Annotated in this window: 19 protein-coding genes and 3 tRNA genes; 18 read left to right on the forward strand and 4 right to left on the reverse strand. The window is 67.7% G+C overall.

Annotated features, from left to right (window positions below; all coding sequences use genetic code 11):
• Window positions 1-11 precede the first annotated feature (11 nt).
• The 3 genes from ACZK1G_RS07305 (at window position 12) to ACZK1G_RS07315 (ending at window position 4,322) form a co-directional block, all read left to right on the forward strand.
• On the forward strand, window positions 12-3,767 hold the full coding sequence (locus ACZK1G_RS07305; RefSeq protein WP_049446008.1) for a pilus assembly protein: 3,756 nt from the start codon (window positions 12-14) through the stop codon (window positions 3,765-3,767).
• A 23-nt stretch (window positions 3,768-3,790) separates the two neighbouring features.
• Window positions 3,791-4,198, forward strand: a complete 408-nt coding sequence (locus ACZK1G_RS07310; protein WP_014036610.1) for a type IV pilin protein — start codon at window positions 3,791-3,793, stop codon at window positions 4,196-4,198.
• A gap of 47 nt (window positions 4,199-4,245) precedes the next feature.
• A tRNA-Asn gene (locus tag ACZK1G_RS07315) sits at window positions 4,246-4,322 on the forward strand.
• A 52-nt stretch (window positions 4,323-4,374) separates the two neighbouring features.
• Here the strand turns inward: ACZK1G_RS07315 and ACZK1G_RS07320 are convergent.
• Window positions 4,375-4,920: a GspH/FimT family pseudopilin gene (locus tag ACZK1G_RS07320; RefSeq protein ID WP_101765232.1), complete on the reverse strand. Its 546-nt coding sequence runs from the start codon at window positions 4,918-4,920 to the stop codon at window positions 4,375-4,377.
• A gap of 128 nt (window positions 4,921-5,048) precedes the next feature.
• Between ACZK1G_RS07320 and uvrB the strand changes: the two genes are divergently transcribed.
• From uvrB to ACZK1G_RS07335, 3 genes are all read left to right on the forward strand, one after another.
• A complete protein-coding gene (gene uvrB / locus ACZK1G_RS07325) occupies window positions 5,049-7,073 on the forward strand; it encodes an excinuclease ABC subunit UvrB (protein WP_101765233.1) in 2,025 nt (674 codons plus the stop codon).
• 106 nt (window positions 7,074-7,179) lie between these two features.
• Window positions 7,180-7,254 (forward strand) — tRNA-Val (locus ACZK1G_RS07330).
• Between the two features lie 98 nt (window positions 7,255-7,352).
• Window positions 7,353-7,427, forward strand: a tRNA-Val gene (locus ACZK1G_RS07335).
• 131 nt (window positions 7,428-7,558) lie between these two features.
• On the opposite strand, the gene ACZK1G_RS07340 is transcribed toward ACZK1G_RS07335, so the two are convergent.
• Window positions 7,559-7,861, reverse strand: coding sequence for a hypothetical protein (locus ACZK1G_RS07340; protein WP_101765234.1), 303 nt, complete (start codon window positions 7,859-7,861; stop codon window positions 7,559-7,561).
• 182 nt (window positions 7,862-8,043) lie between these two features.
• Between ACZK1G_RS07340 and ACZK1G_RS07345 the strand changes: the two genes are divergently transcribed.
• Complete coding sequence (locus tag ACZK1G_RS07345) at window positions 8,044-8,184, forward strand: hypothetical protein (protein ID WP_162838510.1); 141 nt, start codon at window positions 8,044-8,046, stop codon at window positions 8,182-8,184.
• 87 nt (window positions 8,185-8,271) lie between these two features.
• Here ACZK1G_RS07345 and ACZK1G_RS07350 read toward each other — a convergent pair whose 3' ends face one another.
• Both ACZK1G_RS07350 and ACZK1G_RS07355 read right to left on the reverse strand, forming a co-directional pair.
• Window positions 8,272-8,556, reverse strand: a complete 285-nt coding sequence (locus tag ACZK1G_RS07350; RefSeq protein WP_014036615.1) for a hypothetical protein — start codon at window positions 8,554-8,556, stop codon at window positions 8,272-8,274.
• Window positions 8,557-8,586: 30 nt separating this feature from the next.
• A complete protein-coding gene (locus ACZK1G_RS07355; protein ID WP_014036616.1) occupies window positions 8,587-9,354 on the reverse strand; it encodes a MipA/OmpV family protein in 768 nt (255 codons plus the stop codon).
• A gap of 145 nt (window positions 9,355-9,499) precedes the next feature.
• Here ACZK1G_RS07355 and ACZK1G_RS07360 point away from each other — a divergent pair, with 145 nt between their 5' ends.
• The 11 genes from ACZK1G_RS07360 (at window position 9,500) to uvrC (ending at window position 22,415) form a co-directional block, all read left to right on the forward strand.
• On the forward strand, window positions 9,500-10,171 hold the full coding sequence (locus ACZK1G_RS07360; protein WP_005415973.1) for a response regulator transcription factor: 672 nt from the start codon (window positions 9,500-9,502) through the stop codon (window positions 10,169-10,171).
• Window position 10,172: 1 nt separating this feature from the next.
• Window positions 10,173-11,516, forward strand: a complete 1,344-nt coding sequence (locus ACZK1G_RS07365; protein ID WP_014036617.1) for a sensor histidine kinase — start codon at window positions 10,173-10,175, stop codon at window positions 11,514-11,516.
• Window positions 11,517-11,575: 59 nt separating this feature from the next.
• Window positions 11,576-13,975 (forward strand): DNA internalization-related competence protein ComEC/Rec2, encoded by a 2,400-nt coding sequence (locus tag ACZK1G_RS07370; RefSeq protein ID WP_197659348.1) that lies wholly within the window; start codon window positions 11,576-11,578, stop codon window positions 13,973-13,975.
• A gap of 3 nt (window positions 13,976-13,978) precedes the next feature.
• Window positions 13,979-14,641 (forward strand): MotA/TolQ/ExbB proton channel family protein, encoded by a 663-nt coding sequence (locus ACZK1G_RS07375; protein ID WP_014036619.1) that lies wholly within the window; start codon window positions 13,979-13,981, stop codon window positions 14,639-14,641.
• Window positions 14,642-14,644: 3 nt separating this feature from the next.
• Window positions 14,645-15,067: an ExbD/TolR family protein gene (locus tag ACZK1G_RS07380; RefSeq protein ID WP_014036620.1), complete on the forward strand. Its 423-nt coding sequence runs from the start codon at window positions 14,645-14,647 to the stop codon at window positions 15,065-15,067.
• Window positions 15,064-16,812: a lipid A export permease/ATP-binding protein MsbA gene (gene msbA, locus ACZK1G_RS07385; RefSeq protein WP_075674846.1), complete on the forward strand. Its 1,749-nt coding sequence runs from the start codon at window positions 15,064-15,066 to the stop codon at window positions 16,810-16,812. The genes ACZK1G_RS07380 and msbA overlap by 4 nt, the downstream gene beginning before the upstream one ends.
• Window positions 16,812-17,831 carry a tetraacyldisaccharide 4'-kinase gene (gene lpxK / locus ACZK1G_RS07390; protein WP_014036622.1) on the forward strand — a complete coding sequence of 340 codons (1,020 nt, stop codon included), beginning with the start codon at window positions 16,812-16,814 and terminating at the stop codon, window positions 17,829-17,831. Before msbA ends, lpxK begins: the two co-directional genes overlap by 1 nt.
• Window positions 17,832-17,906: 75 nt before the next feature.
• Window positions 17,907-18,680 (forward strand): 3-deoxy-manno-octulosonate cytidylyltransferase, encoded by a 774-nt coding sequence (gene kdsB / locus ACZK1G_RS07395; RefSeq protein WP_101765236.1) that lies wholly within the window; start codon window positions 17,907-17,909, stop codon window positions 18,678-18,680.
• On the forward strand, window positions 18,677-19,165 hold the full coding sequence (locus ACZK1G_RS07400) for a low molecular weight protein-tyrosine-phosphatase (protein ID WP_049446022.1): 489 nt from the start codon (window positions 18,677-18,679) through the stop codon (window positions 19,163-19,165). Before kdsB ends, ACZK1G_RS07400 begins: the two co-directional genes overlap by 4 nt.
• Complete coding sequence (locus ACZK1G_RS07405; protein WP_049446024.1) at window positions 19,162-20,574, forward strand: nhl repeat protein; 1,413 nt, start codon at window positions 19,162-19,164, stop codon at window positions 20,572-20,574. The genes ACZK1G_RS07400 and ACZK1G_RS07405 overlap by 4 nt, the downstream gene beginning before the upstream one ends.
• Window positions 20,571-22,415, forward strand: a complete 1,845-nt coding sequence (gene uvrC / locus ACZK1G_RS07410; protein WP_049446026.1) for an excinuclease ABC subunit UvrC — start codon at window positions 20,571-20,573, stop codon at window positions 22,413-22,415. Before ACZK1G_RS07405 ends, uvrC begins: the two co-directional genes overlap by 4 nt.
• The last annotated feature ends 13 nt before the right edge of the window (window positions 22,416-22,428 follow it).

Here is a 22,428-nt window from a genome sequence, read left to right on the forward strand (position 1 = left end):
GTGGGGAGCCCATGAACACTCGCAACCGCAGGATCCTGGCAGGCGTTGGCCTTGCCGTCTTGGCCGCTGGCGGCTATCTGGCGCATACCCTGTTTGCCGCACAGGCGCAGGGCGTGCTGGCGCAGGAGCCGATGAACGTGCAGACGCGCGCGACACCGGCGTTCATCATGGCGGTGGACGATTCGGGTTCGATGAACTTCGAGCGCATGTTCCCCGGTGGTGACGGCCGCATGCGCTGGAATTCCAGCAACGGCAGCTTCTTCAACAACGATGGAAGCTTCTTCAGCGTGGGTACGGCGTGCGCCAACAACTCGGTGGACTGCTATCTCTACCTGTACCCGCACGCGGATTTCAACAAGGAGTATTCGCCGGGTCGCGCCATTCCGCCGCTGGACATCTACGGCTTCGCCCGTTCGCATGTCTACAACGCCAGCTACTTCAACCCGGACGTGACCTACCGCCCGTGGACCAATGCCGATGGCACGCTCTGGGCTGACGCGGTGCTCACCCAGACCCGCGCCGATCCGCGTTCGGGCCAGCGCGGTTACAACGCCGTGTACAACATGACGACCGACCGTTCCACGACGGCGGAGCAGTTCCAGTTCGTCAGCGGCATGCGGATTCCCGACCTGTCCGGCACCGGTAACTCCTATTACACCGGCCGTGGCTGGAGTACGGCGGCGATCAGCAACACCGGCAACACCACCTATGCGGTGACCTATTTCCCGGCCACGTTCTACCTGCCAGCGGCGGCGCCGGCACCGGCGGGCTACAAGACCGACAATGCCAGCCGGCCGCTGATCGCAGGGGCATGTGGCCCCGGCTGCGACATGCGCCGCTACCAGATCAAGTCGGGCAACTATTCAAGTTCCGCGGCCTACAACGCCGCGATCCAGAACTTTGCCAACTGGTTCCAGTACCACCGCAACCGTGTGCTGGCGATCGTCGGTTCGTCGACGGCCGCGCTGGTCAGCGTGGACACGATGCGCGTGGGCTACTTCACCATCAACAAGCTCAGCAACGCGACCATGTACGACATGGTCACCAACCGTGCTGATCTGTACTCGCAGATCTACGGGTTGACCGCCAGTGGCGGCACGCCCAATCGTCGCGCCGTGGAGTACCTGGTGGACCAGTTCCGCCGTACCGATAGCGGCGCGCCGGTCCAGCTGGCCTGCCAGCGCAACGGCGGCATGCTGTTCACCGACGGCTACACCAACTCCGGCAACACGGCGAACAGCGGTTTCGGTGATGCCGATTCGGTGAACTCGACCCATCTGCCGTCCATTCCGTTCGCCGATGGCTACAGCAATACCATCGCCGACATCGCGGCGGCGGCCTATGCCGGTTCCCGCACGCCCCTGCGTACCGGGACCAGCTTCCCGGCCGGGCAGGTGCCGGTCAGTGACAAGTGCAATTCGCTGGACAAGAGCAGCCCGGACTGGAAGCGCCTGGACTGCCAGACCGACCTGCACATGAATTTCTACGGCGTGACCCTGGGCGCGCAGGGCAAGATCTATGGCGTCAACCAGGCAGCGACCGACGATCCCTACAAGAACCCGCCGAACTGGGCCGGCAACGGCAACCCGATCAATGTCGATGACGGTACCGTCATCGATGAACTGTGGCACGCGGCCGTGAACAGCCGTGGCGAATTCATCAACGCACAGACCCCGGCAGATGTCACTGAGGCCATGCGCCGGGTGCTGTCTTCGATCACCGGTGGTGCATCGCCGTCGGGAACGATCGGCATCAGTGGTGCGCGCATCGGCACCGGCTCGCTGGCGGTGACCCCGCGCTATGACATCACCAACAGTGGCACCGACTGGTCGAGCAAGCTGACCGCATCCAGCGTCAAGGTCAACGCCGACCAGGTGGCGGAACTCACCGAGGTGTGGGAAGCCTCCAGCCGCCTGACATCGTCCGGTCGCCGGATCGTGGCCAACAAGCTGGGTTCGCCGGTGGACTTCAACAGCGCCCGCATCAGCCTGCAGGATCTGTGCAGCAAGCCCAGCGGCAAGTACGCGACGATGCTGGTCTGTTCCAGCGACAAGCTGACGACGATCAAGGCCGACCTGGCCAGCGCCATCAACTATCTCAGTGCCGACAGCTCGACCGAAGTCCGCAACGGCGGCAAGTACCGCGACCGGACCACGCCGCTGGGTGACATCGTCAATTCGGCGCCGGTGGTGAGCTCGCCGCTGGACGACTACGGTTACCGCCAGCTCGGTGGCACCTACGCCAAGAGCTATACGGACTACCTGGCCACCAAGGCCAAGTCGCAGCGGTACATGGTGTATGTCGGTGCCAACGACGGCATGCTGCATGCCTTCGATGGCGGCATGAAGGCTGATGCCAAGCAGGATGGCACGGGTGGCAAGGAGAGCTTTGCCTACATCCCGGCTACCGCGCTGGGCCATATGGCCAACCTGCTGTTCCCCTATAAGTCCGACACCGCCGATCAGACGTTCCGTCATCGCTATTACGTCGATGGCCCGGTTGCCGTGTCCGATACCTTCAATGGCAGCAGCTGGCAGACCAGCCTGGTGGGTACCACCGGTGCCGGTGGCCGTTCGGTGTTCGCACTGGACGTCACCACGCCGGACAGCTTCGGCACCGGCAACGTGTTGTGGGAAATCAGCGACATCAACTCGTCGCTGAGGGACGAGGTACGCAACAACATCGGCTTCGTGCTGGGCAAGCCGGTCATCGTGCCGGTGAAGAGTGGTACCGGCGTGGCCTGGAAGGCGATCTTCGGCAATGGCTACGGCAGCGCCAACGGCAAGGCGGTGCTGTTCGTGGTCGATATGGCCACCGGCGACATCCGGATGATCGAAGCGGTCGAGGGCACCTCAGGCGCCGGCATCTCCGGGGACAATGGATTGGGCAATGTGGTCGTGGTCGATCGCTGGACCGGCGCGAGCCAGGATGCGCGCGGCCGTGATGGACTGGCCGACACCGTCTATGCAGCCGATCAGCGTGGCGCGGTGTGGAAGTTCGACCTGACCAGCAGTGCGAATACCACGCTGACCGTGCCGATGTTCACCAGCCAGGCGGCCCAGGACTCCTCCAACAAGACCTACCGCCAGCCGATCACCGGTGGCATGACCGCCGCGACCGGGCCCTCCGGTGGCGTGATGCTGTATTTCGGCACCGGCAGCTTCTCGTTCACCAGCGACAAGGATGACAAGGCGCAGCAGGCGCTGTATGCCGTGAACGATCTGTCGGGCAAGACGGTGACCTCGACGGTGACCGCTGCCAACCTGGTTCCGTACACGGCAGCAGCCGCCGCTGCAGGGGCCGATGAGCGCAAGATCACGGCGGGTGCGGCTCCAGCCAATGCGCGCGGCTGGATGATCCAGCTGCCTGCCGGCAATGGCGAGCGCGCGGTTGGCAATCCGACCCTGGTCAGTGGCATCGTCTTCATGCCGACCTATGTGCCCAACATGGAAACGGTCGGCTGTTCGACCAGTGGCTCGAACTGGTTGTTCGGACTGTCGTCGATCAGCGGCCTGCCGATGCTGGAGAACGTCCGCTACGGCTCGCCGGCCGGTAGCCAGCCCGGATCAGGGACCGCGGCGATCGCGTTGAAGACCGGGGGAACCGCGCCGGTGCGTGACGTCTCGTTGTCCGTGCTGCCACGTCCGACGGAAAACAAGGGGCCGCCCGGAGGCAGCACCTGCTGGATGGCCGTCGGTGCGGCGGGCAGCCAGTCGCTGTATCTGCCTTACCCGTGCGGTCGCCAGTCCTGGCGCCAGCTCCAGTAACCCCAGTGCGAGGATCCACGCTCATGTTGCACACTCCCATGCCTCGCCGCGCGGCTGGCTTCACGCTGATCGAGTTGATGATCGTGGTGATCGTCATCGGCATCCTGGCGGCGATCGCCATTCCGTCCTATCAGGAGTACGTGCGCCGATCGCATCGTGCGGTGGTGAAGGCGGACCTGGCCGAGTACGCGCAGCGTGCCGAGCGCTACCACACCAGCAACAACTCCTACACCGGCTACGCGCTGCCGACCAAGGTGTCGCCGCGTGATGGCGGTACCGTGCGCTACAACCTGGACTACAAGGGGGATGGCACCAGCTTCACCATCACCGCCACCCCGCAGGGCACGCAGGCCAAGGACAGCTGCGGCACGATGAGCGTGGACCAGGCCAACCGCAAGACGGCTGACGGCGGCGTTGCCAGCTGCTGGTGAAACAGGTGTTGATCTTCCTGTAATCGACCAGTACAATGCGCCTCCCCGCCCGAATAGCTCAGCCGGTTAGAGCACTTGACTGTTAATCAGGGGGTCGTTGGTTCGAGTCCAACTTCGGGCGCCAGATACTGCAAAAGCCGCGAGAAATCGCGGCTTTTGCTTTTCTGCGAGAGCATTCAGCAGGGTGTATCGCGGTCCACGCGCTCACTGCGGGCGCGGCCGCCATTGTTGACGATCAGCGCACCGTGCAGCCGGTTGCCTGCGCAGATGCGCAGGGTCAGGTTGGCCCCCGGGCTGCGTCCATCTGCCTGGAAGAACAGCTGCGGGCGCCCACTGCTGGCCTGGGCATGGATCGAGACGTCCGAGCGCCCAGTGTGATGGCTCAGGATCACCTCCGACGACGCCGGCTCCCCGCGCCGGTCGCCACTGCGGTAGATGATCCAGCCTGCGCTCCAGTCGTCGCTGCAGCGCAGGCCGTCGACACTGGCGCAGAGGCCGATCAGCTCACGCCTGCGCACTGCCTCGCTGCGCGCGCTGGACAGGCTCGCGTGCAGGGTCAGCTGCAGTGCATCGGCGCGTTGCCGCAGCAGCAGGGGCTGCAGCGCCGGCCAGGACGCGGCCAGCAGCACCGCCAGCACGGCGATGACCACCAGCAGTTCAGTCAGGTGCACGCCCCGCGCTGAGCGGGGGCCGAGGGGGCAGGGGGCATGGGTCGAGTACATGTATCCAGCCTCCGCGCCGGGCTGTGCGGCCGCCATCGGGAATCCCCGTGGCGGACTGCCCGGCGAACCCTCAGCCAGCCGTCACCCCTCGCCCCGTATACTCATCATTCCCGGGAACTGGCAACACCATGAGCGACAGTTTTGAACTTGTCTCGCCGTATTCGCCGGCGGGCGACCAGCCCGATGCCATCGCGAAGCTGACCAGCAACTTCGAGGCCGGCATCGCCAAGCAGACCCTGCTCGGCGTGACCGGCTCGGGCAAGACCTACACCATCGCCAACGTCATCCAGAACGTGCAGAAGCCGACGCTGATCATGGCGCCGAACAAGACGCTGGCGGCGCAGCTGTATGGCGAGTTCAAGGCGTTCTTCCCGCACAACGCGGTGGAGTATTTCGTCAGCTACTACGACTATTACCAGCCGGAAGCCTACGTGCCGTCGTCGGACACCTTCATCGAGAAGGACAGTTCGATCAACGAGCACATCGAGCAGATGCGCCTGGCCGCAACCAAGACCCTGCTGTCGCGCCCGGATGCGATCGTGGTGGCGACGGTGTCGGCGATCTATGGCCTGGGTGCACCGGAAGACTACCTGTCGCTGCGCCTGATCCTGTCCAGGGGCGAGCGCATCGACCAGCGCGACCTGATCAACCACTTGACCCAGCTGCAGTACACACGCAACGAGTACGAACTGCAGCGCGGTACCTTCCGCGTGCGCGGCGAAGTGATCGACGTGTTCCCGGCCGAATCGGACAGCGAAGCGCTGCGCCTTGAGCTGTTCGATGGCGAGGTCGAGAAGATCACCCTGTTCGATCCGTTGACCGGCGAGACGCTGCGCAACATGCAGCGCTTCACGGTCTACCCGAAGACGCACTATGCGACCACGCGTGAGCGCGTGCTGGCGGCGATCGAGACGATCAAGGTGGAGCTGAAGGAACGGCTGGAGCAGCTGTACGCGCAGAACAAGCTGGTGGAGGCGCAGCGCCTGGCGCAGCGCACCCAGTTCGACCTGGAGATGATGGCCGAGGTCGGCTACTGCAACGGCATCGAGAACTACTCCCGGCACCTGACCGGCAAGGCCGCCGGCGAGCCGCCACCGACCCTGTTCGACTACCTGCCGGCGGATGCGCTGCTGGTCATCGACGAATCGCATGTGACCATTCCGCAGATCGGCGCCATGTTCAAGGGTGACCGCTCACGCAAGGAGACCCTGGTCGAGTTCGGCTTCCGGCTGCCGTCGGCGCTGGACAATCGTCCGCTGCGTTTCGAGGAATGGGAGGAGCGCTGCCCGCGCGCGATCTACGTGTCTGCCACGCCGGGGCCTTACGAATACCGCGAGGCCGGTGACGAGATCACCGAGCTGGTGGTGCGCCCGACCGGCCTGATCGACCCGGTGGTGGAGATCCGCCCGGTGGGCACCCAGGTCGACGACCTGATGAGCGAGGCCAACGAGCGCATCAAGGCGGGTGACCGCGTGCTGGTCACCACGCTGACCAAGCGCATGGCCGAGAACCTCACCGAATACCTGACCGAGCATGGCATCCGCGTGCGCTACCTGCACTCGGACGTGGACACGGTCGAGCGCGTGGAGATCATCCGCGACCTGCGCCTGGGCAAGTTCGATGTGCTGGTCGGCATCAACCTGCTGCGCGAGGGCCTGGACATGCCCGAGGTATCGCTGGTGGCGATCCTCGACGCCGACAAGGAGGGCTTCCTGCGTTCCACCGGCTCGCTGATCCAGACCATCGGCCGCGCTGCCCGCAACGTGCGTGGCAAGGCGATCCTGTATGCCGACAGGATCACCCGTTCTATGCAGGCGGCAATCGATGAAACCGACCGTCGCCGCGCCAAGCAGGTCGAGTACAACGAAGAACATGGCATCGTGCCGCGCTCGGTGGCGCGCCCGATCGTCGATGTCCTCGAAGGCGCGCGTTCGGATGCCGCGGAAAAGGAATCCAAGAAGGGCAAGGGCAAGGGTCGGGCGGGCGTGGCCGAAGAGGCGGCCGACTATCGTTCGCTGTCGCCGGCGCAGCTTGGGGTCCGTCTCAAGGCGCTGGAACAGCAGATGTACCAGCACGCCAAGGACCTGGAATTCGAGGATGCCGCGCGCGTGCGTGACCAGATCCGGCAGCTGAAGGAAGCCAGCCTGGGCTGAACGCGGCAGTGCAGCATCATCTTCACAAAAGTGTTGCGCTTCCCTGCCGGCATCCGTAATATACGCGGCCTGCACCTACGCAATCGCGGAAATGCAGAAGCAAAACGGGCGGTTAGCTCAGCGGTAGAGCACTACCTTGACATGGTAGGGGTCACAGGTTCGAACCCTGTACCGCCCACCACGAAGTCCTCGCAGGAGGGCTGTCGTGAACTGCAAAGCCCGGCCCTGGCGCCGGGTTTTTACGTAACAAGGCCAGTCTTCGGGCGGCAAGAACAAGATGGGCGGTTAGCTCAGCGGTAGAGCACTACCTTGACATGGTAGGGGTCACAGGTTCGAACCCTGTACCGCCCACCACCTGCTCCCGGCGTTGCCGGTGTAGCGGTGGAAAGGATGAAAGCCGGCCCCGGGGCCGGCTTTTTTCGTTCCGGGGACAGTGCCCCGGCGTTTCCGCGAAGCCGCCTCCCTACCGGTTCAGTGGCGTGAAATCAGCGGGTGATGGTGATCGAACGCTGAATCCGCCAGTGGCCATCGATGCGCTCCCACAGCTGCGCCACACGTACCCGGGCCAGCGCAGCATGAGGGCTGCCGCCGTGGTCGCCTGCCGGTTGCTGGCTGCCCAGGCGCAGCACGCGGTCCTGGCGCAGGTGATAGAGCTGCAGGGGCAGCGCTTCATGCGTGTCCTGCGGGCCCTCGGTGCGCAGGATCTGGCTGCGCAGGGCATCCTCGGTGGGCCCGCTGCCGTTGCCGAACAGGCTGGAGAACAGCAGGATCAGGGCAAGCATCGGCATGGCACGGTGCTCCAGCGGGAAAGTGCATGCAGGCTGGCATGGCCGGCCGGGCACCGCAGCCGGCCTGCGACGAAGGCGGGGATTGCGTCGCCAAAGGCAGGCAGGCGCCGATGAATCCGGGCCGCGCAGGCGTAGACTCGGCGCTACCGCGCAACCGCGCCATCACTGCAAGGAGCTGCCGCATGAGCGATCACGTCCCGGTGTCCAGGCCCAATCCGTTCCTGGAACGCCTGTTCGGCGGCAACATGCTGGAAGGCACGTTCAAGGCAGTGATCTGGGTTGCGATCCTGTGCGCGCTGCTGGCGTGGACCACGCTGCGCTGAGCGACGCTGCCGCGCGGGCTTCTCTGCTGATGCAGTGAATGCGGGTGCCGCCGCAAGGGTGCGGCGGCAGTGTCCGTGCGTGTGTCGTCAGGCGCTGAAGGCCTGGCGCAGGCTGCGCAGGGTCGCCTGGCGATGTTCCCGGGCCGTCGGTTCGCCCATCTCCAGCTCCTGCAGGCGCAGTCCGACCAGGGTCATCGACAGCGCATAGCCGCGTGCGGCGTCGGCAACGCGTGACAGGCCCACTGCACGGCGTGCCAGTGCGTTCACGTGTTCAAGGTCGGGCATCAGCCCCAGATAGACGCGCTCGGCGCTGTCCAGGTCGGGCGCGCGCAGGATCGCGTGGGCTTCGGTGGCGGGGGAGACGGAGGCCATGGGGGGTCCTTGTCCGTAGGGGGCACGCGCTCAGAAGGCGCGCATCAGGGAAACGAAGGCTGACGTCTGCGTGCCACGTCGTGCCATCGGGCTGTCCTTCACTGCATCACCGAACCACTGGTTGGCCACCACGCCGGTGGCGCGCCATTTCGTGCCCAGCGGCGTGCTGACCGCGATCTGCAGGCTCGGCGACGTGGTACTGCCCGGGCGGTAAGCGGCGAGGCCCGAGCGCAGTGCTTCTTCGTCGCTGATGCCGTAGTAGTAGTCGAGCAGCCGTGCACTGGAATGCACCACACCCGCCCGCGGCACCCAGGTGAAGCGACCTGCCTGGATCGGGTAGCTGTAATGCAGGCGCGACTCGATACCGCCGCCATGGCCGGTGACTTCCCGCATCACGCTGGCCTCGACCATGCCCCAGTCGGCGCTGTACTCACCGTTGATCCCCGCCATGGCCGACATCTGCCGGCTGTGCAGGCGGCGCAGCTGCGCATCGTTCACATCGTCGGTCTTGAAGCGCAGCGTGTAGGGCGTGACCGCCGCCGACAGGCGCAGTCCCTGGCCCTTGTAGAGGTACATGCCCAGCGAGCCAGGGCTGGCGAAGAAGCGCTCGCCCTGCCAGGCAACGGCCGGTACCACCAGCGGTTTGACGTCATAGTGCGCGTATGCGCCGGAGGTGGCGCCAGCGCTGATGCCGGCCTGCACGCCCGGGTCCTGCCCGGCAGCATGGGCGAGCAGCGGCACGCCGAGGGCAGCAGTGAACAGCAGCGGGCGCAGCAGGGTCGGGGACAGCGACGGCATCGATCAGCCACGTTGCAGAGGATGGCTGCGCATGGTGACGGGGCAACATTGTCAGAACATTGCGCCCGCGCGTTCGGCATGCATGGGCGCAAAATCACGGCGCCAGGCACTATGATCGGCAGCGTTTCCGGTTGACGAGTCCCTGATGCGCATCCTCCTGGTCGAAGACGATCCTGATCTGTCCCGTGCCCTGCAGTCGGGCCTGGAGCGGCAGGGCGTGGTCGCCGACGTGGTCGGCAGCCTGGCCGAGGCCGCGCTCGCGTTGCGCGAACCGGTGCACCAGCTGCTGCTGCTCGACCGTCAGCTGCCCGATGGCGATGGCGCCGGCTTCGTCGCGACGGCGCGCGCGCTGCGGCCGAACCTGGCGGTGATCATGCTGACCGCCAAGGGCACGCTGTCGGACAAGGTCGAAGGCCTGGACGTCGGTGCCGATGACTATCTGGTCAAGCCGGTGGCGATCGAGGAACTGATGGCACGCATCCGCGCCGTTTCGCGCAGGCCCTCGGCGATGGTGACGCCAAGCCTGCGGCTGGGGCGGCTCGAGTTCGATTTCGAATCGCTGCAGGCACAGGTGGAGGGCCAGCCACTGGCATTGCCACGGCGGCAGGTGCTGGTGCTGCAGGCGTTGGCGATGCGGCAGGGGCGCACGGTCACCCGCAGTGCGTTGGAGGCTGCGGTGTACGGTTTCGACGATGAGATCCAGTCCAATGCGCTCGACGCGCACATCTCCAAGCTGCGCAAGGCGCTGCAGCAGGCCGGTGCCGGCGTGGAGATCCACGTGATACGGGGCGTCGGCTACCTGCTGGCGGAGGCCTGAGATGGCCCGTCCGATCCGTTCGATCACCCTTGGCCTGGCCTGGCGCCTGTTCCTGGCGCAGGCCTTTACCGTGCTGTTCGCGGTGGTCGCGCTGATCCTGACCTGGGGGGACAAGGACTCCTGGGGCATGGACATGTTCGTTGCCGAGGCCGTGGCCAAGGCGGTGCACAGCGAAGGCGGCCGCCTGGTGCTGGACCAGGCGCGCTGGGACAAGCTCGATGCCAACGCCGGCGGCAATCTCTGGTTCGCCGCTGTGGACGACAAGGGTATGTGGCTGGAGCGCGGCACCATTCCGGCAATCCACGCGCCGCTGCTCGCCCGCCTGCCGACCGTGGGTGCCACTGAACTGGGTTCGCTGGTACCGCCCTATCTGGACGTAGCACGGGTGATGATCCGCAACGAGGATGGGCGCCGCATCACGGTGATGGTCGGTGGCGCACCCAAGGGTGGGCTGCTGGATGGCGCGCTGATGGTGTTGCGCCTGATCGGCCTGTGGTTCTTCCTGCCACTGATCGTCGTCACCCTGCTGGTGATGCCGACCGTGATCCACCGTGCGATGCGAGGCGTGCGCCGTTCCGCGCAGCAGGCCAAGGAACTGGACATCGGCCAGCCCGGTGCACGCCTGGATGCGCAGCTGGTCTCCACGGAAGTGGCACCGCTGGTGGAAGCGTTCAACGACGCCATCGACAAAGTGCAGCAGGGCTATGCCGCGCGCGACAAGTTCCTTGCCGACGCCGCGCACGAGCTGCGCGTGCCGATCGCCGTGGTGCAGGCGCGCCTGTCGCAGCTGCCGCAGGGCGAGCTGAAATCGCAGCTGCTGACCGACGTGGCACGGCTGGGCAATGTTGCCGAGCACCTGCTCGACCTGCAGCGCCTGGACCGCAACGTGGGTGCATTGCAGCGGCTGGACCTGGCCCTGCTGGTGCGTGAAGCAGCGGCGGACCTGGCGCCGTTGGTGGTTGGCGCCGGTTATGGCTTCGAAGTGGATGCGCCGGAAGCGCCGGTGTGGATCCACGGCGACAGCCTGGCGCTGGGGCGGGTGATCGCCAACCTGGTACACAACGCGATCGTGCATGGCGGTGGCCGAGGCACCATCTGCGTGCGGCTGGATACGCGCGGGTTGCTGGAAGTCAGCGACCAGGGCGCGGGCATTCCGGTGGGCGACCGTGAGGCGATCTTCGAACCGTTCCATCGCCTGCGCGCGGCGGGCAGCGGTAGTGGCCTCGGCCTGCACCTGGTGAAGGAAATCGTGCAGCACCACGGTGGCTCGGTCAGTGTCGGCGAAGCCTCGGGGGGCGGCGCGAGCTTCCGGGTCAACTTCCATCGCGGCAGCGTTCGACGCTGACGCAGCTTCGGGGCAAGTCCCGATAGGCAACCTGCTGCCGGCGGCGGCAGGCTGGCTGCATGGCCGATGAGCGTTCCGCGTCTCCCTTGCTGGGCAGTGGCGCCGCTGCGGCGCTGACGCTGGGCGCGCTGGCCTGCGTGCAGCTGCCGCTGCTGCCGCCGCTGTGGGCCTGCACGCTGATGATCGTGCTCGGCAGCGCAGGGTGGGGGCTGCGCTGGCGCGGGCGTCTGCCTGCGGTCGTGCTGTTCGGTGTCGGCTGGACGGCGGTGCACGGGCACTGGGCGCTGCAGGAGCAGCTTCCACCGGGCCAGCCGCCACGGAATGTGGTAGTCAGTGGCCGGGTCATCGATCTGCCGGATCACGGCGCCGCGCACACCCGCTTCCTGCTGCAGGTCAATGAGAGCACCGACCTGCCATCACTGCGTGGCAAGCGCCTGCAGGTCACCTGGAACGATGCCTGGCGTACCACCGATCCCAGCGACGCCGGGCGAGGGCGCCATCAGGTCCTGGCCGGCGCGCAGTGGCATCTGGCCCTGCGCGTGCGGGCGCCGCGTTCGCGGATCAATCCCGGTGGTTTCGACGGTGAGCGCCATGCGTTGCTGCGAGGCGTGTCCGGCAGTGGGACAGTGCGGGCGCCGGCCAGCGCGCGTGAGCTGCAGGCCGCGCATGGCCTGCCGGCATGGCGTGAGCGCACCAGTGCCGCCATTGCCGCGCAGGTGGCCCATCCGGCCGCGCGCTTCGTGCAGGCGTTGGCATTGGGCGATACGCGTGGCCTGTCCGACAGTGATTGGGATCAGTTGCGGGCGCTGGGACTGACCCATCTGGTGGCCATTTCCGGGTTCCATGTCGGGGTGGTCGCGGGGCTGGGGGCGCTGCTGTGCCGCGGGCTGTGGTGGCTGTGCCCGCTGCTGGCCTGCCGTTGGCCACGTCCGCAGGCTGCGGCCTGCGCCGCGGCCCTGGCCGCAGCAGGCTATGCGCTGCTGGCCGGCGGCGAGTTGCCGACCGTGCGCACGGCGCTGATGATCGGGTTGATCGCACTGGCACGCAGCGGGCGGCGCCCGCTCGGTGCCGTGCAGGGGCTTGCGTTGGCGGCGCTGGCGCTGCTGTTGCCGGCGCCCCTGTCGGTGCTGTCAGCGGGTTTCTGGCTCAGCTTCGGTGGCGTGCTGTGGCTGGTGTGGTGCCTGCCACAGGGACGTCCGCGCGGGATGGCTGCCAACCTGCGCGGGTTCCTGGCCGCACAGGGGGTGGCCAGCGTCGGCCTGTTGCCGCTGGGTATCGCCTTGTTCGGTGGCACCGCCTGGCTGGGGCCGCTGGTGAACCTGCCGGTCATTCCATGGTGGACCCTGCTGGTGGTGCCGCTGTCGCTGCTGGGCACCGCCCTGCAGGTGCTGCATGAGGGGGGCGGGTGCTGGGCGTGGCGTGCGGCGGCGTGGCTGTTCGAGATCAGCTGGCAGGCCCTGCAGCCGCTGGCGGCGCACCCGCAGGCGATGTGGTGGCTGGCCGAGGCGCCGGCCTGGGCCGTGCCGGCGGCGCTGCTGGGTGTGTTCTGGGGGCTGCTGCCACGCGGTGCCGGGGGCGGGCTGGCTGGCCTGCTGCTGTGCCTGCCGCTGCTGTGGCCGGCGCGCGAGCGCCCTGCCGAGGGGGAGCTGGAGCTGCTGGTGCACGACGTTGGCCAGGGAACGGCGGTGTTGCTGCGTACCGCGCGGCATGCGCTCTGGTACGACGTGGGGCCGCCGAACGGGGGCGAGGGCAGCGAGCGGATCCTGGTTCCGTCACTGCGGGCGTTGGGCCAGGCTCCGCCCGAGCGGGTGCTGCTCAGCCACGACGATCTCGATCATGCGGGCAACCTGCCGCGCCTGCGTCTTCAGCTGCCGGGGCTGTCATTGCTGGCGCCGCCGGGCAGTACGATCGCCGGGGCCGGGCGTTGCCAGCGCGGCCTGCGCTGGCACTGGGACGGCGTCGATTTCCAGGTGCTGCACCCGGATCCCGGCAGCCGGCGGGCCGAAAACGAGGACAGCTGCGTGCTGCGCGTGGCCGGCGCCCATGGCGTGGTCCTGCTGCCGGGGGACATCGGCCGTCCGGCCGAACAGGCGCTGTTGCGGGCGTCTCCGGCGGCGCTGAAGGCGGATGTGGTGCTGGTGCCGCACCATGGCAGCGGCGGCAGCTCCAGCGCGCCCTGGGTGGCGGCGGTGTCCCCCCGGCTGGCGCTGGTCTCGGCCGGGCACCAGAACCGTTTCGGCCACCCGCGCCGGGACGTGGTCCGGCGCTGGCAGGCGCAGGGGGCCGAGGTGGTGTCCACCGTGGAGTCTGGTGCGATCCGCGTATGGCTTGGCGCACAAGGGCTGCAGCTGCGTGAACAGCGTATCCATGCATCCCGGTGGTGGGATGCCGCTGGGCGGGCGCGGTCGGCTGCTATCCTATCGCCGATCGAACAAGCGGCCGTTGGGCCGGAGGGTTGAAACGTGTGGGAACTGGTCAAGGCCGGTGGCTGGCCGATGGTGCCGCTGCTGCTGTTGGGCGTACTGGCTTTGGCGATCATCCTGGAGCGTTTCTGGTCCCTGCGGCGAACGGAGGTGCTGCCGCCCGGCCTCGGCCAGGAAGTGCGCAACTGGGCCGCGCGCGGCAAGCTTGACCCGGCGCACCTGCAGACCCTGCGTGCCAACTCGCCGTTGGGCGCACTGCTGGCGGCCGCGCTGGAAGCCCGCAACCGCCCGCGCGACCAGATCCGCGAGCGCATCGAGGATACCGGCCGCCATCTGGTGCACCGCATGGAGCGTTTCCTCAACGCGCTGGGCACCATCGCGTCGGCCGGCCCGCTGCTGGGCCTGCTGGGCACCGTGATCGGTATGATCCAGATGTTCCTGGGCATCCTCGACCATGGCGTGGGTGATGTGAACCAGCTGGCCGGCGGTATCGGCAAGGCCCTGGTGTGCACCGCCACCGGTATGATCGTGGCCATCCCGGCACTGATGTTCCATCGCTACTTCAAGGGCCGCATCCACGGCTACGTGGTGGAGATGGAGCAGGAAGCCAGCGCCCTGCTGGACACGCTCGACGGTCGCCCGGGGGTGATGAACCCGTCACCGTCGGCACGCCCGGCCAACGCCGCCACGGCGAAGGCCTGATCGATGCGTATCGGCAATGACCGATCCCAGGATGAGCCGCATATCGATCTGGTCCCGCTGATCGACGTCATCCTGGTGCTGATCATCTTCTTCGTGGTCACCACCACCTTCGATGCGCGCTCGACGCTGCAGGTGCAGCTGCCTACCGCCAGCCAGCAGCCCAACAACGAGCCGCCGCGTTCGCTCAGCGTGCTGATCAACGCCGAAGGACGCTATTTCATCAATGACCAGGAAGTGCTGCGCAGCGATGTCGAGTCGGTCAAGCAGACCATCGCCGCCGTCGCCGGCAGTGATCGCAGCCAGCCCGTGCTGCTGCGCGCCGACGCGCGTACTCCCTACCAGGCCGTGGTGACTGCGCAGGACGCGCTCGGTCAGCTCGGTTTCCGTCGTATCGCCATTGCAACTGCGCCAGAGGTGCGTCCATGAGTTCCCATCACGCGCCGGTGTGGCCGATCTACAAACGTCTGCTGGGCTACACCCGCACCTACTGGGTATTCATGGTGGGCGCGGTCATCGCCATGGTGGTCGAAGCCCTGGCCGGCTACCACTTCACCAAGCTGATGGAGCCGCTGGTCAACGAAGGTTTCGTCGATCCGCAGCCGCGCGCGGCCGTGGTGCTGCCGCTGACCATCCTCGGCCTGTTCCTGATGCGCAGCGTGGCCACCTGGGTCAGCGACTACACGCTGGCCAAGACCGGCCGCAGCGTGGTCCGCGACCTGCGCGAGCAGGTGCTGCAGAAGTACCTGCACCTGCCGTCGTCGCACTTCGATACCGAAGCGACGCCGGTGATGGTCAGCCGCCTCAACTTCGATACGGAACAGGTCACCCAGGCCAGCGCCGACGCGCTGAAGACCGTGGTGGCCGATACCCTCACCATCATCGCGATGCTGGCGGTGATGCTGCAGATGAGCGTCAAGGTCACCCTGGCGATGCTGGTGGTGGTGCCGCTGATCGGCGTGATCGTGTCCTACGTCGGCAAGCGCTACCGGCGCATCAGCCGCGGCATCCAGGACGGCATGGGCACGATGGCCCAGACCGCCGAGCAGTCGCTGGCCGCGCAGCAGGAAGTGAAGGTGCATGGCACCCAGCAGCACGAGATCTCGCGCTATTCGCGCCTGGCCAACCGCATGCTGGCGCTGAACATGAAGGTCGAGGTTACCCGCGCCGCCGCGTCCAGCGTGGTGCAGTTCCTGGCCGCACTGGCGCTGGCGGTGATCGTCTGGGTGTCGACCCGCGAAGCCCTCGCGGGCCGCCTCAATGCCGGCCAGTTCATGGGCCTGATGACCTCGATGATGGCCATCATTCCCTCACTGCGTCGCCTGACCAGCGTACAGACCTCGATTTCGCGCGGTGTTTCCGCCGCCGAGCGCCTGTTCGGCATCATCGACATGCCGGTGGAGCGTGACGAGGGCCAGCACCGCGTGCAGCGCGTACGCGGCGAACTGGCGTTCGACCACGTCATGCTGCGCTATCGCGAAGACAGTGGCATTGCCCTGGATGACATCAGCTTCGTTGCCAGGCCGGGTACGGTGACGGCCATCGTCGGTCGTTCGGGCAGCGGCAAGACCAGCCTGATCCGGCTGGTGCCGCGCTTCTACGAGCCCAGCGGCGGTGTCATCACCCTCGATGGCGTGGCCCTGGACGACTACCCGCTGGCCGACCTGCGCCGCCAGGTGGCGATGGTCGGTCAGAAGGTGATGCTGTTCGACGACACCATCGCCGCCAACATCGCCTATGGCATGGAAGCGACCGACGAGCAGATCCGTGCGGCCGCCGAAGCTGCCAACGCCTGGGAATTCATCGCACGCATGCCGCAGCAGCTGCAGACCCCGGTGGGTGAGAACGGCGCGCTGCTGTCCGGTGGCCAGCGCCAGCGCCTGGCGATTGCCCGCGCGATCCTGCGCGATGCTCCGATCCTGATCCTCGACGAAGCCACTGCGGCGCTGGACAACGAATCCGAGCGTCTGGTGCAGGATGCGCTGCAGCGCCTGATGCCGGAACGCACCACGCTGGTCATCGCGCACCGCCTGTCGACCATCGAGCATGCCGACCAGGTGCTGGTGATGGACCATGGCCGCATCGTTGAACGCGGCACCCACAAGGAGCTGCTCGAACTGGGCGGCCTGTACCAGCATCTGCACAGCATGCAGTTCCGCGAAAGGCAGGACTGATGGCCGGCAAGGGTACCCAGACCCCGCCGTACTGGTACGACGGCACCCCGGTTCCGTGGACGATGCGCCTGCTGGCGCCCCTGTACGCAGGTGTCACCGCACTGCGCCGGCGCGCCTATCGGCGTGGCTGGCGCAAGCGCCACTCGCTGCCGGTGCCGGTCATCGTGGTCGGCAACATCACCGCCGGTGGTACCGGCAAGACGCCGCTGACCATTGCCCTGGTCGAGCGCCTGCGCGCGGCCGGCTGGAAGCCAGGCGTGGCCAGCCGCGGCTATGGTCGCGAAGACGCCGACAAGCCGCTGTGGGTGCAGGCCGATACGCCAACCGCCAAGGGCGGTGACGAACCGGTGCTGATTGCCTGGAAGACCGGCGTGCCAGTGCGCGTGGACCGCGACCGTGTCGCCGCCGGCAAGGCGCTGATCGAGGCCGGCTGCGATGTGATCGTCTGCGACGACGGCCTGCAGCACTACCGCCTGGCGCGCGACATCGAGATCGAAGTGGTCGATGCGCAGCGTCGCTACGGCAATGGCCGGATGATTCCGGCCGGGCCGTTGCGCGAGCCGGTCAGCCGCGCCAGCGAATGCGATTTCCGGGTGGTCAACCTCGGTCAGGCCGATGAGGAAACCGCAGCCCAGGCCTGTGGCTTCGGCCAGTGGCCGATGGCGCTGCACATCGACAGTGCGCAGCCGCTGGCCGGTGGCCGGGCCCGCCCGCTGGCGTACTTCAAGGGCCAGCGCGTGCACGCGGTGGCCGGCATTGCCCATCCCCAGCGCTTCTTCGACATGCTGCGCGCGCGCGGGATCGGCGTGGTGCCGCATGCGTTCGCCGACCACCAGGCCTACCAGCCGCAGGACCTGTCCTTCGGCAGCCAGCTGCCGGTATTGATGACCGAGAAGGACGCGGTGAAATGCCGTGCGTTCGGCAACGACTGGCACTACGCGGTTCCGCTGCGCGCCGAGCTGCCCGCGGCGTTCTGGGTGGCGCTGACCGATCGCCTGGACAAGCTGCGACCGAACTGAGTGGCGCGGCGGCGCTTGCATTCACGCGCCGCTGGCCGCATTCCCGTTGTAACGAGCCTGCCGAGTACCGCCCGCATGACCGAATTCGTCGTCGCCATCCCGGCCCGCTATGCCGCCTCGCGGCTGCCGGGCAAGCCGTTGCGCCCGCTGGGCGGCGAGCCGCTGGTGCTGCATGTGGCGCGCCGCGCGCTGCAGGCCGGTGCCCGTGAAGTCTGGGTGGCGACCGACGATCTGCGCATTGCCGATGCGCTGTCCGGGCTGGCCGAAGTGAAGGTGGCGATGACCGCGACCACGCACGCCTCCGGCACCGATCGCCTGGCCGAGTGCGCGCGCATTGCCGGCTGGGCCGATGACACGGTGGTGGTCAACCTGCAGGGTGACGAGCCGTTCGCACCGGCGGCCGGCATCCGCGCGGTGGCCGATGCGCTGGTCGCTGGCAATGCGCCGATGTCGACCCTCGCCACGACCGTCGAGGACGCGCACACCCTGTTCGACCCGAACGTGGTGAAGCTGGTGCGCAACGTGCGCAACGAGGCGATGTACTTCAGCCGCGCGCCGATCGCCTGGCACCGCGACGGCTTCGCGCGCAGCCGCGACACGCTGCCGGACGGCCATGCCTGGCTGCGCCACATCGGCATCTACGGCTATCGCGCCGGCTTCCTGCAGCAGTTCGCGGCGATGCCGCCAGGCCAGCTCGAGCAGGTCGAATCGCTGGAGCAGCTGCGCGTGCTGGAAGCGGGCTACCCGATCAGCGTGGCGATCTCGCCCGAGCCGTTCCCGCCGGGCATCGACACGCCCGAGGACCTGGAGCGCGCCGAGGGGCTGCTGCAGGCGATGGCGGCGCGATGAGGCTGCTGGTCGTATGCCTCGGCAACATCTGCCGTTCGCCGATGGCCGAAGGGGCGCTGCGCGCACGCCTGGATGCCTCGCCGCTGGCCGGGCAGGTGCAGGTTGATTCGGCCGGCACCGGCGACTGGCATGTGGGCGAGCCGCCGGACCGCCGCGCGATCGCCTGCGCGGCCGGGCACGGCGTGGACATCGGTGGCCTGCGCGCACGCCAGCTGCAGGCCGTGGATTTCGACCGTTTCGACTGGATCCTGTGTGCCGACGAGGCCAACCTGCGTGATGCCGGGCGCCTGGCGTCGGCGGCGCAGCGTGAACGGCTGGCGTTGTACCTGCCCTGGTCGGGCGGGCAGGGTCGGGTAGCGATCCCTGATCCCTACACCGGCGGCAGCGATCATTTCGAACAGGTCTGGTCGCTGGTCGACGATGCTGCAAAACGTGCGGTGGCACGACTGTTGCATGACGCCGACTCCGGCATAATCGGGTCATGAACGTCCAGCCCGTCCCGGACCTGCCCGAGTTCGCCACCTGGCTCAATGCCACCCCCTGCACCCTGACCGAACTGCGCGGCCGGCCGGTCGCACTGCTGTTCGTCAATGCGGCCTCCGCCTGGAGTGCGCAACGCCTGGCCGAATTCGGCCAATGGCTGTCGCGCCACCCCGGCAAGCTGCAGCCGCTGGTGCTGCAGGTGCCGCGCTTCGATTTCGAACGCGATGCCAATGCCGCACTGAAGCTGCTGCGCCGCCAGGGCCTGGCCATGCCCGTGCTGCTCGATGCCGACTGGGATGGCTGGCGCCGCTTCGGAGTCACCGCCTGGCCGACCATGGTGCTGCTGGACGCGCAGGGCCGCGAGCAGCAGCGGCTGGTCGGGCAGGGAGCACCCGGTGAACTGGAGCGCGCCCTGAACGCGCTGTGCCAGGGCGCGCCTTCGGCGCCGCCGCGCGGCGGCAGCGAACTGCATCCGGAACCGCGCCAGGCGCTGCGTTTCCCGCTGGGGCTGGCGGTCAGCACCGAACGCCTGTACATCGCCGACAGTGGCCATCACCGCATTCTCGAATGCAGCCATGGCGGCCGCATCCTGCGCCAGTTCGGCCTCGGTACCGCCGATTTCATGGACGGCAACCTCGCCGAAGCGGCGTTCCACCGCCCGCAGGCGCTGGTGCTGGAGCGCGATTCGCTGTACGTCGCTGACACCGGCAACCACGCGGTGCGCCGCATCAACCTGCTGACCGGCATCGTCGACACGCTGTGTGGCAACGGGCGTCCCGGTGCGCCGGTGGAAGGTCCGGTGGCGCAGGCGCGGCAGGTCTCGCTGGACCATCCGGTCGGTCTGGCCATCGCTGACAACCAGCTGCACATCGCGATGGCCGGCGACAACCGTATCTGGAGCTACCACCTGGGCCAGCGCAGCCTGCAATGGCGCGCCGGCAGTGGTTCCATCGACGAGCGTGATGGCAGCGGCCACCTGGCTGCCTTTGCCCAGCCGACCGCGCTGGCCGTGGTGCAGCAGGTGCTGTACGTCGCCGACGCATTGGGATCCTCGATCCGTGCACTGCAGCTGCGCGGCGACCTGGTGCAGACGCTGGTCGGGCAGGGGCCCTGGCGCTTCGGCAGTGAAGACGGCCCGCGTGCGCAGGCCAGCCTGCAGTATCCGCAGGCGATCGCATTGAGCGCGGACGCGCCGCTGTTGTGGATTGCCGATACCGGCAACGGTCGCCTGCGCACGCTGCGCCTGGGCGGCGGTGAACTGACCACCCAGCCGCTGCCGCGCCGCCTGCATGGCCCGGCCGGCCTGGCGGTGGGGGCTGGTGCGGTGTGGATCGCCGAAACCGACGCCCATGCCGTGCTGCGATTCGATCCCGATAGTGGCGTGCTCAGCGAAGTCCCGATCAGCGAATGACCGACGTTCCCGCCCCGGCCTTCGACGGCAAGGCCTTCGCGGCCCAGCTCAGTACCGCCCCCGGCGTGTACCGCATGTACGCCGCCGACGACACCCTGCTGTACGTGGGCAAGGCCCGTGCGCTGCGCAACCGTGTCGGCAGCTATTTCAACGGCAGCCCGAAGAACGCGCGGATCATGTCGATGATCTCGCAGATCACGCGCATGGACGTGACCGTGACGCGCTCGGAAGCCGAGGCGCTGCTGCTGGAGAACCAGCTGATCAAATCGCTGTCGCCGCGCTACAACGTCTCGCTGCGTGACGACAAGACCTACCCGCATGTGCTGCTGACCCGCGAGGATTGGCCGCGCATCGCGCTGCATCGTGGTCCGCGCGCCATCCCCGGGCGCTACTTCGGGCCGTATCCCGGCGTCACCGCCGTGCGCGAGACGCTGAACCTGATGCACAAGCTGTTCAAGCTGCGCAGCTGCGAGGACAGCGTGTTCCGCAACCGCTCGCGGCCGTGCCTGCAGTACCAGATCGGTCGCTGCAGCGCGCCCTGCGTGGAGCTGGTGCCGGCGCCGGACTACGCCGAGTCGGTGCGCCGCGCTGCACTGTTCCTGGAAGGCAAGAGCGACGAGCTGATCCGTGAGCTGGGCGAGCAGATGCAGGCCGCCAGCGAGGCGCTGGAATTCGAGCAGGCCGCACGCCTGCGCGACCTGATCTCTTCGCTGCGCAGCATGCAGACCCGCCAGTACGTGGACGGCCGCGCCGCCGACCTCGACGTACTGGCGGTGGCCATGCAGGGTTCGCAGGCCTGCGTGCTGCTGCTGGCCTTCCGTGATGGCCGCAACCTCGGCACCCGCCCGTTCTTCCCGCGCACCAATGGCGAGGAGAGCCCGGAAGAGGTACTTGCGGCCTTCGTCTCGCAGTACTACATCGAATTCGAGCCGCCGCGCGAGATCCTGCTGGATCGGGAGATTCCCGATGCCGACCTGCTGGTCGCCGCGCTGTCGGCCTCGGCCGAGCGCAAGGTGCAGCTGAAGTGGAACGTGCGCGGCGAGCGCGCCGGCTATGTGGAACTGGCCAGCCGCAACGCGCAGCTGACCCTGGCCACTGAACTCAACAGCCGCAATGCGCAGCACGCGCGCAGCGATGCGCTGCGCGACATGCTGGGCCTGGCCGAGCCGGTCAAGCGGGTGGAGTGCTTCGACATCAGCCACACCCTGGGCGAAGCGACCGTGGCCTCGTGCGTGGTGTTCGACGCCGCTGGCCCGGTGCGCGCGCAGTACCGCCGCTTCAACATCAGCGGCATCGAGCCGGGCGACGACTACGCCGCCATGCGCCAGGCCATCGACCGCCGTTTCCGCCGCGCAGTGGAAGAGCAGGGCGTGCTGCCGGACGTGCTGCTGATCGACGGTGGCGCCGGCCAGCTGGCGCAGGCACAGGCCGCGCTGGCCGACCTGGGCGTGGAAGGCGTGCTGCTGGTGGGCGTGGCCAAGGGCGTGGAGCGCCGCGCCGGCCACGAAGCGCTGGTGATGCCCGATGGCCGCGAGCTGCGCCCGGGCGCAGCCAACCCGGCGCTGCAGTTCATCCAGCAGGTACGCGACGAGGCGCACCGCTTCGCCATCACCGGCCACCGCGGCCGCCGCCAGAAGGCGCGGATGACCAGCAAGCTGGAAGACATTCCCGGTATCGGGCCGCGCCGCCGTGCCAGCCTGCTCAAGCATTTCGGCGGTCTTGTGGGCCTGAAAGCCGCTGGCGAAGCGGAAATCGCCAGGGTGGAAGGCATCAATGACGCCCTCGCGGCGCGTATCTACGCTAACCTGCACGGGTTGGCCACGCCTGATGCGGCCGAGTAGAGAGAGAAGCACG

This window comes from Stenotrophomonas sp. 109824_Sma, from assembly GCF_056480025.1.

Bases quoted from the DNA above. Each gene is read 5' to 3' on its own strand.
- ACZK1G_RS07405 (WP_049446024.1), top strand. From the start codon at position 19,162: ATGAACGTCCAGCCCGTCCCGGACCTGCCCGAGTTCGCCACCTGGCTC.
- ACZK1G_RS07350 (WP_014036615.1), bottom strand. From the start codon at position 8,556: ATGGCCTCCGTCTCCCCCGCCACCGAAGCCCACGCGATCCTGCGCGCG.
- uvrB (WP_101765233.1), top strand. From the start codon at position 5,049: ATGAGCGACAGTTTTGAACTTGTCTCGCCGTATTCGCCGGCGGGCGAC.
- ACZK1G_RS07320 (WP_101765232.1), bottom strand. From the start codon at position 4,920: ATGTACTCGACCCATGCCCCCTGCCCCCTCGGCCCCCGCTCAGCGCGG.
- ACZK1G_RS07340 (WP_101765234.1), bottom strand. From the start codon at position 7,861: ATGCCGATGCTTGCCCTGATCCTGCTGTTCTCCAGCCTGTTCGGCAAC.
- lpxK (WP_014036622.1), top strand. From the start codon at position 16,812: ATGGCCGGCAAGGGTACCCAGACCCCGCCGTACTGGTACGACGGCACC.
- ACZK1G_RS07310 (WP_014036610.1), top strand. From the start codon at position 3,791: ATGTTGCACACTCCCATGCCTCGCCGCGCGGCTGGCTTCACGCTGATC.
- kdsB (WP_101765236.1), top strand. From the start codon at position 17,907: ATGACCGAATTCGTCGTCGCCATCCCGGCCCGCTATGCCGCCTCGCGG.
- ACZK1G_RS07400 (WP_049446022.1), top strand. From the start codon at position 18,677: ATGAGGCTGCTGGTCGTATGCCTCGGCAACATCTGCCGTTCGCCGATG.
- msbA (WP_075674846.1), top strand. From the start codon at position 15,064: ATGAGTTCCCATCACGCGCCGGTGTGGCCGATCTACAAACGTCTGCTG.
- ACZK1G_RS07360 (WP_005415973.1), top strand. From the start codon at position 9,500: ATGCGCATCCTCCTGGTCGAAGACGATCCTGATCTGTCCCGTGCCCTG.
- ACZK1G_RS07355 (WP_014036616.1), bottom strand. From the start codon at position 9,354: ATGCCGTCGCTGTCCCCGACCCTGCTGCGCCCGCTGCTGTTCACTGCT.
- ACZK1G_RS07305 (WP_049446008.1), top strand. From the start codon at position 12: ATGAACACTCGCAACCGCAGGATCCTGGCAGGCGTTGGCCTTGCCGTC.
- ACZK1G_RS07345 (WP_162838510.1), top strand. From the start codon at position 8,044: ATGAGCGATCACGTCCCGGTGTCCAGGCCCAATCCGTTCCTGGAACGC.
- ACZK1G_RS07380 (WP_014036620.1), top strand. From the start codon at position 14,645: ATGCGTATCGGCAATGACCGATCCCAGGATGAGCCGCATATCGATCTG.
- ACZK1G_RS07365 (WP_014036617.1), top strand. From the start codon at position 10,173: ATGGCCCGTCCGATCCGTTCGATCACCCTTGGCCTGGCCTGGCGCCTG.
- ACZK1G_RS07370 (WP_197659348.1), top strand. From the start codon at position 11,576: ATGGCCGATGAGCGTTCCGCGTCTCCCTTGCTGGGCAGTGGCGCCGCT.
- uvrC (WP_049446026.1), top strand. From the start codon at position 20,571: ATGACCGACGTTCCCGCCCCGGCCTTCGACGGCAAGGCCTTCGCGGCC.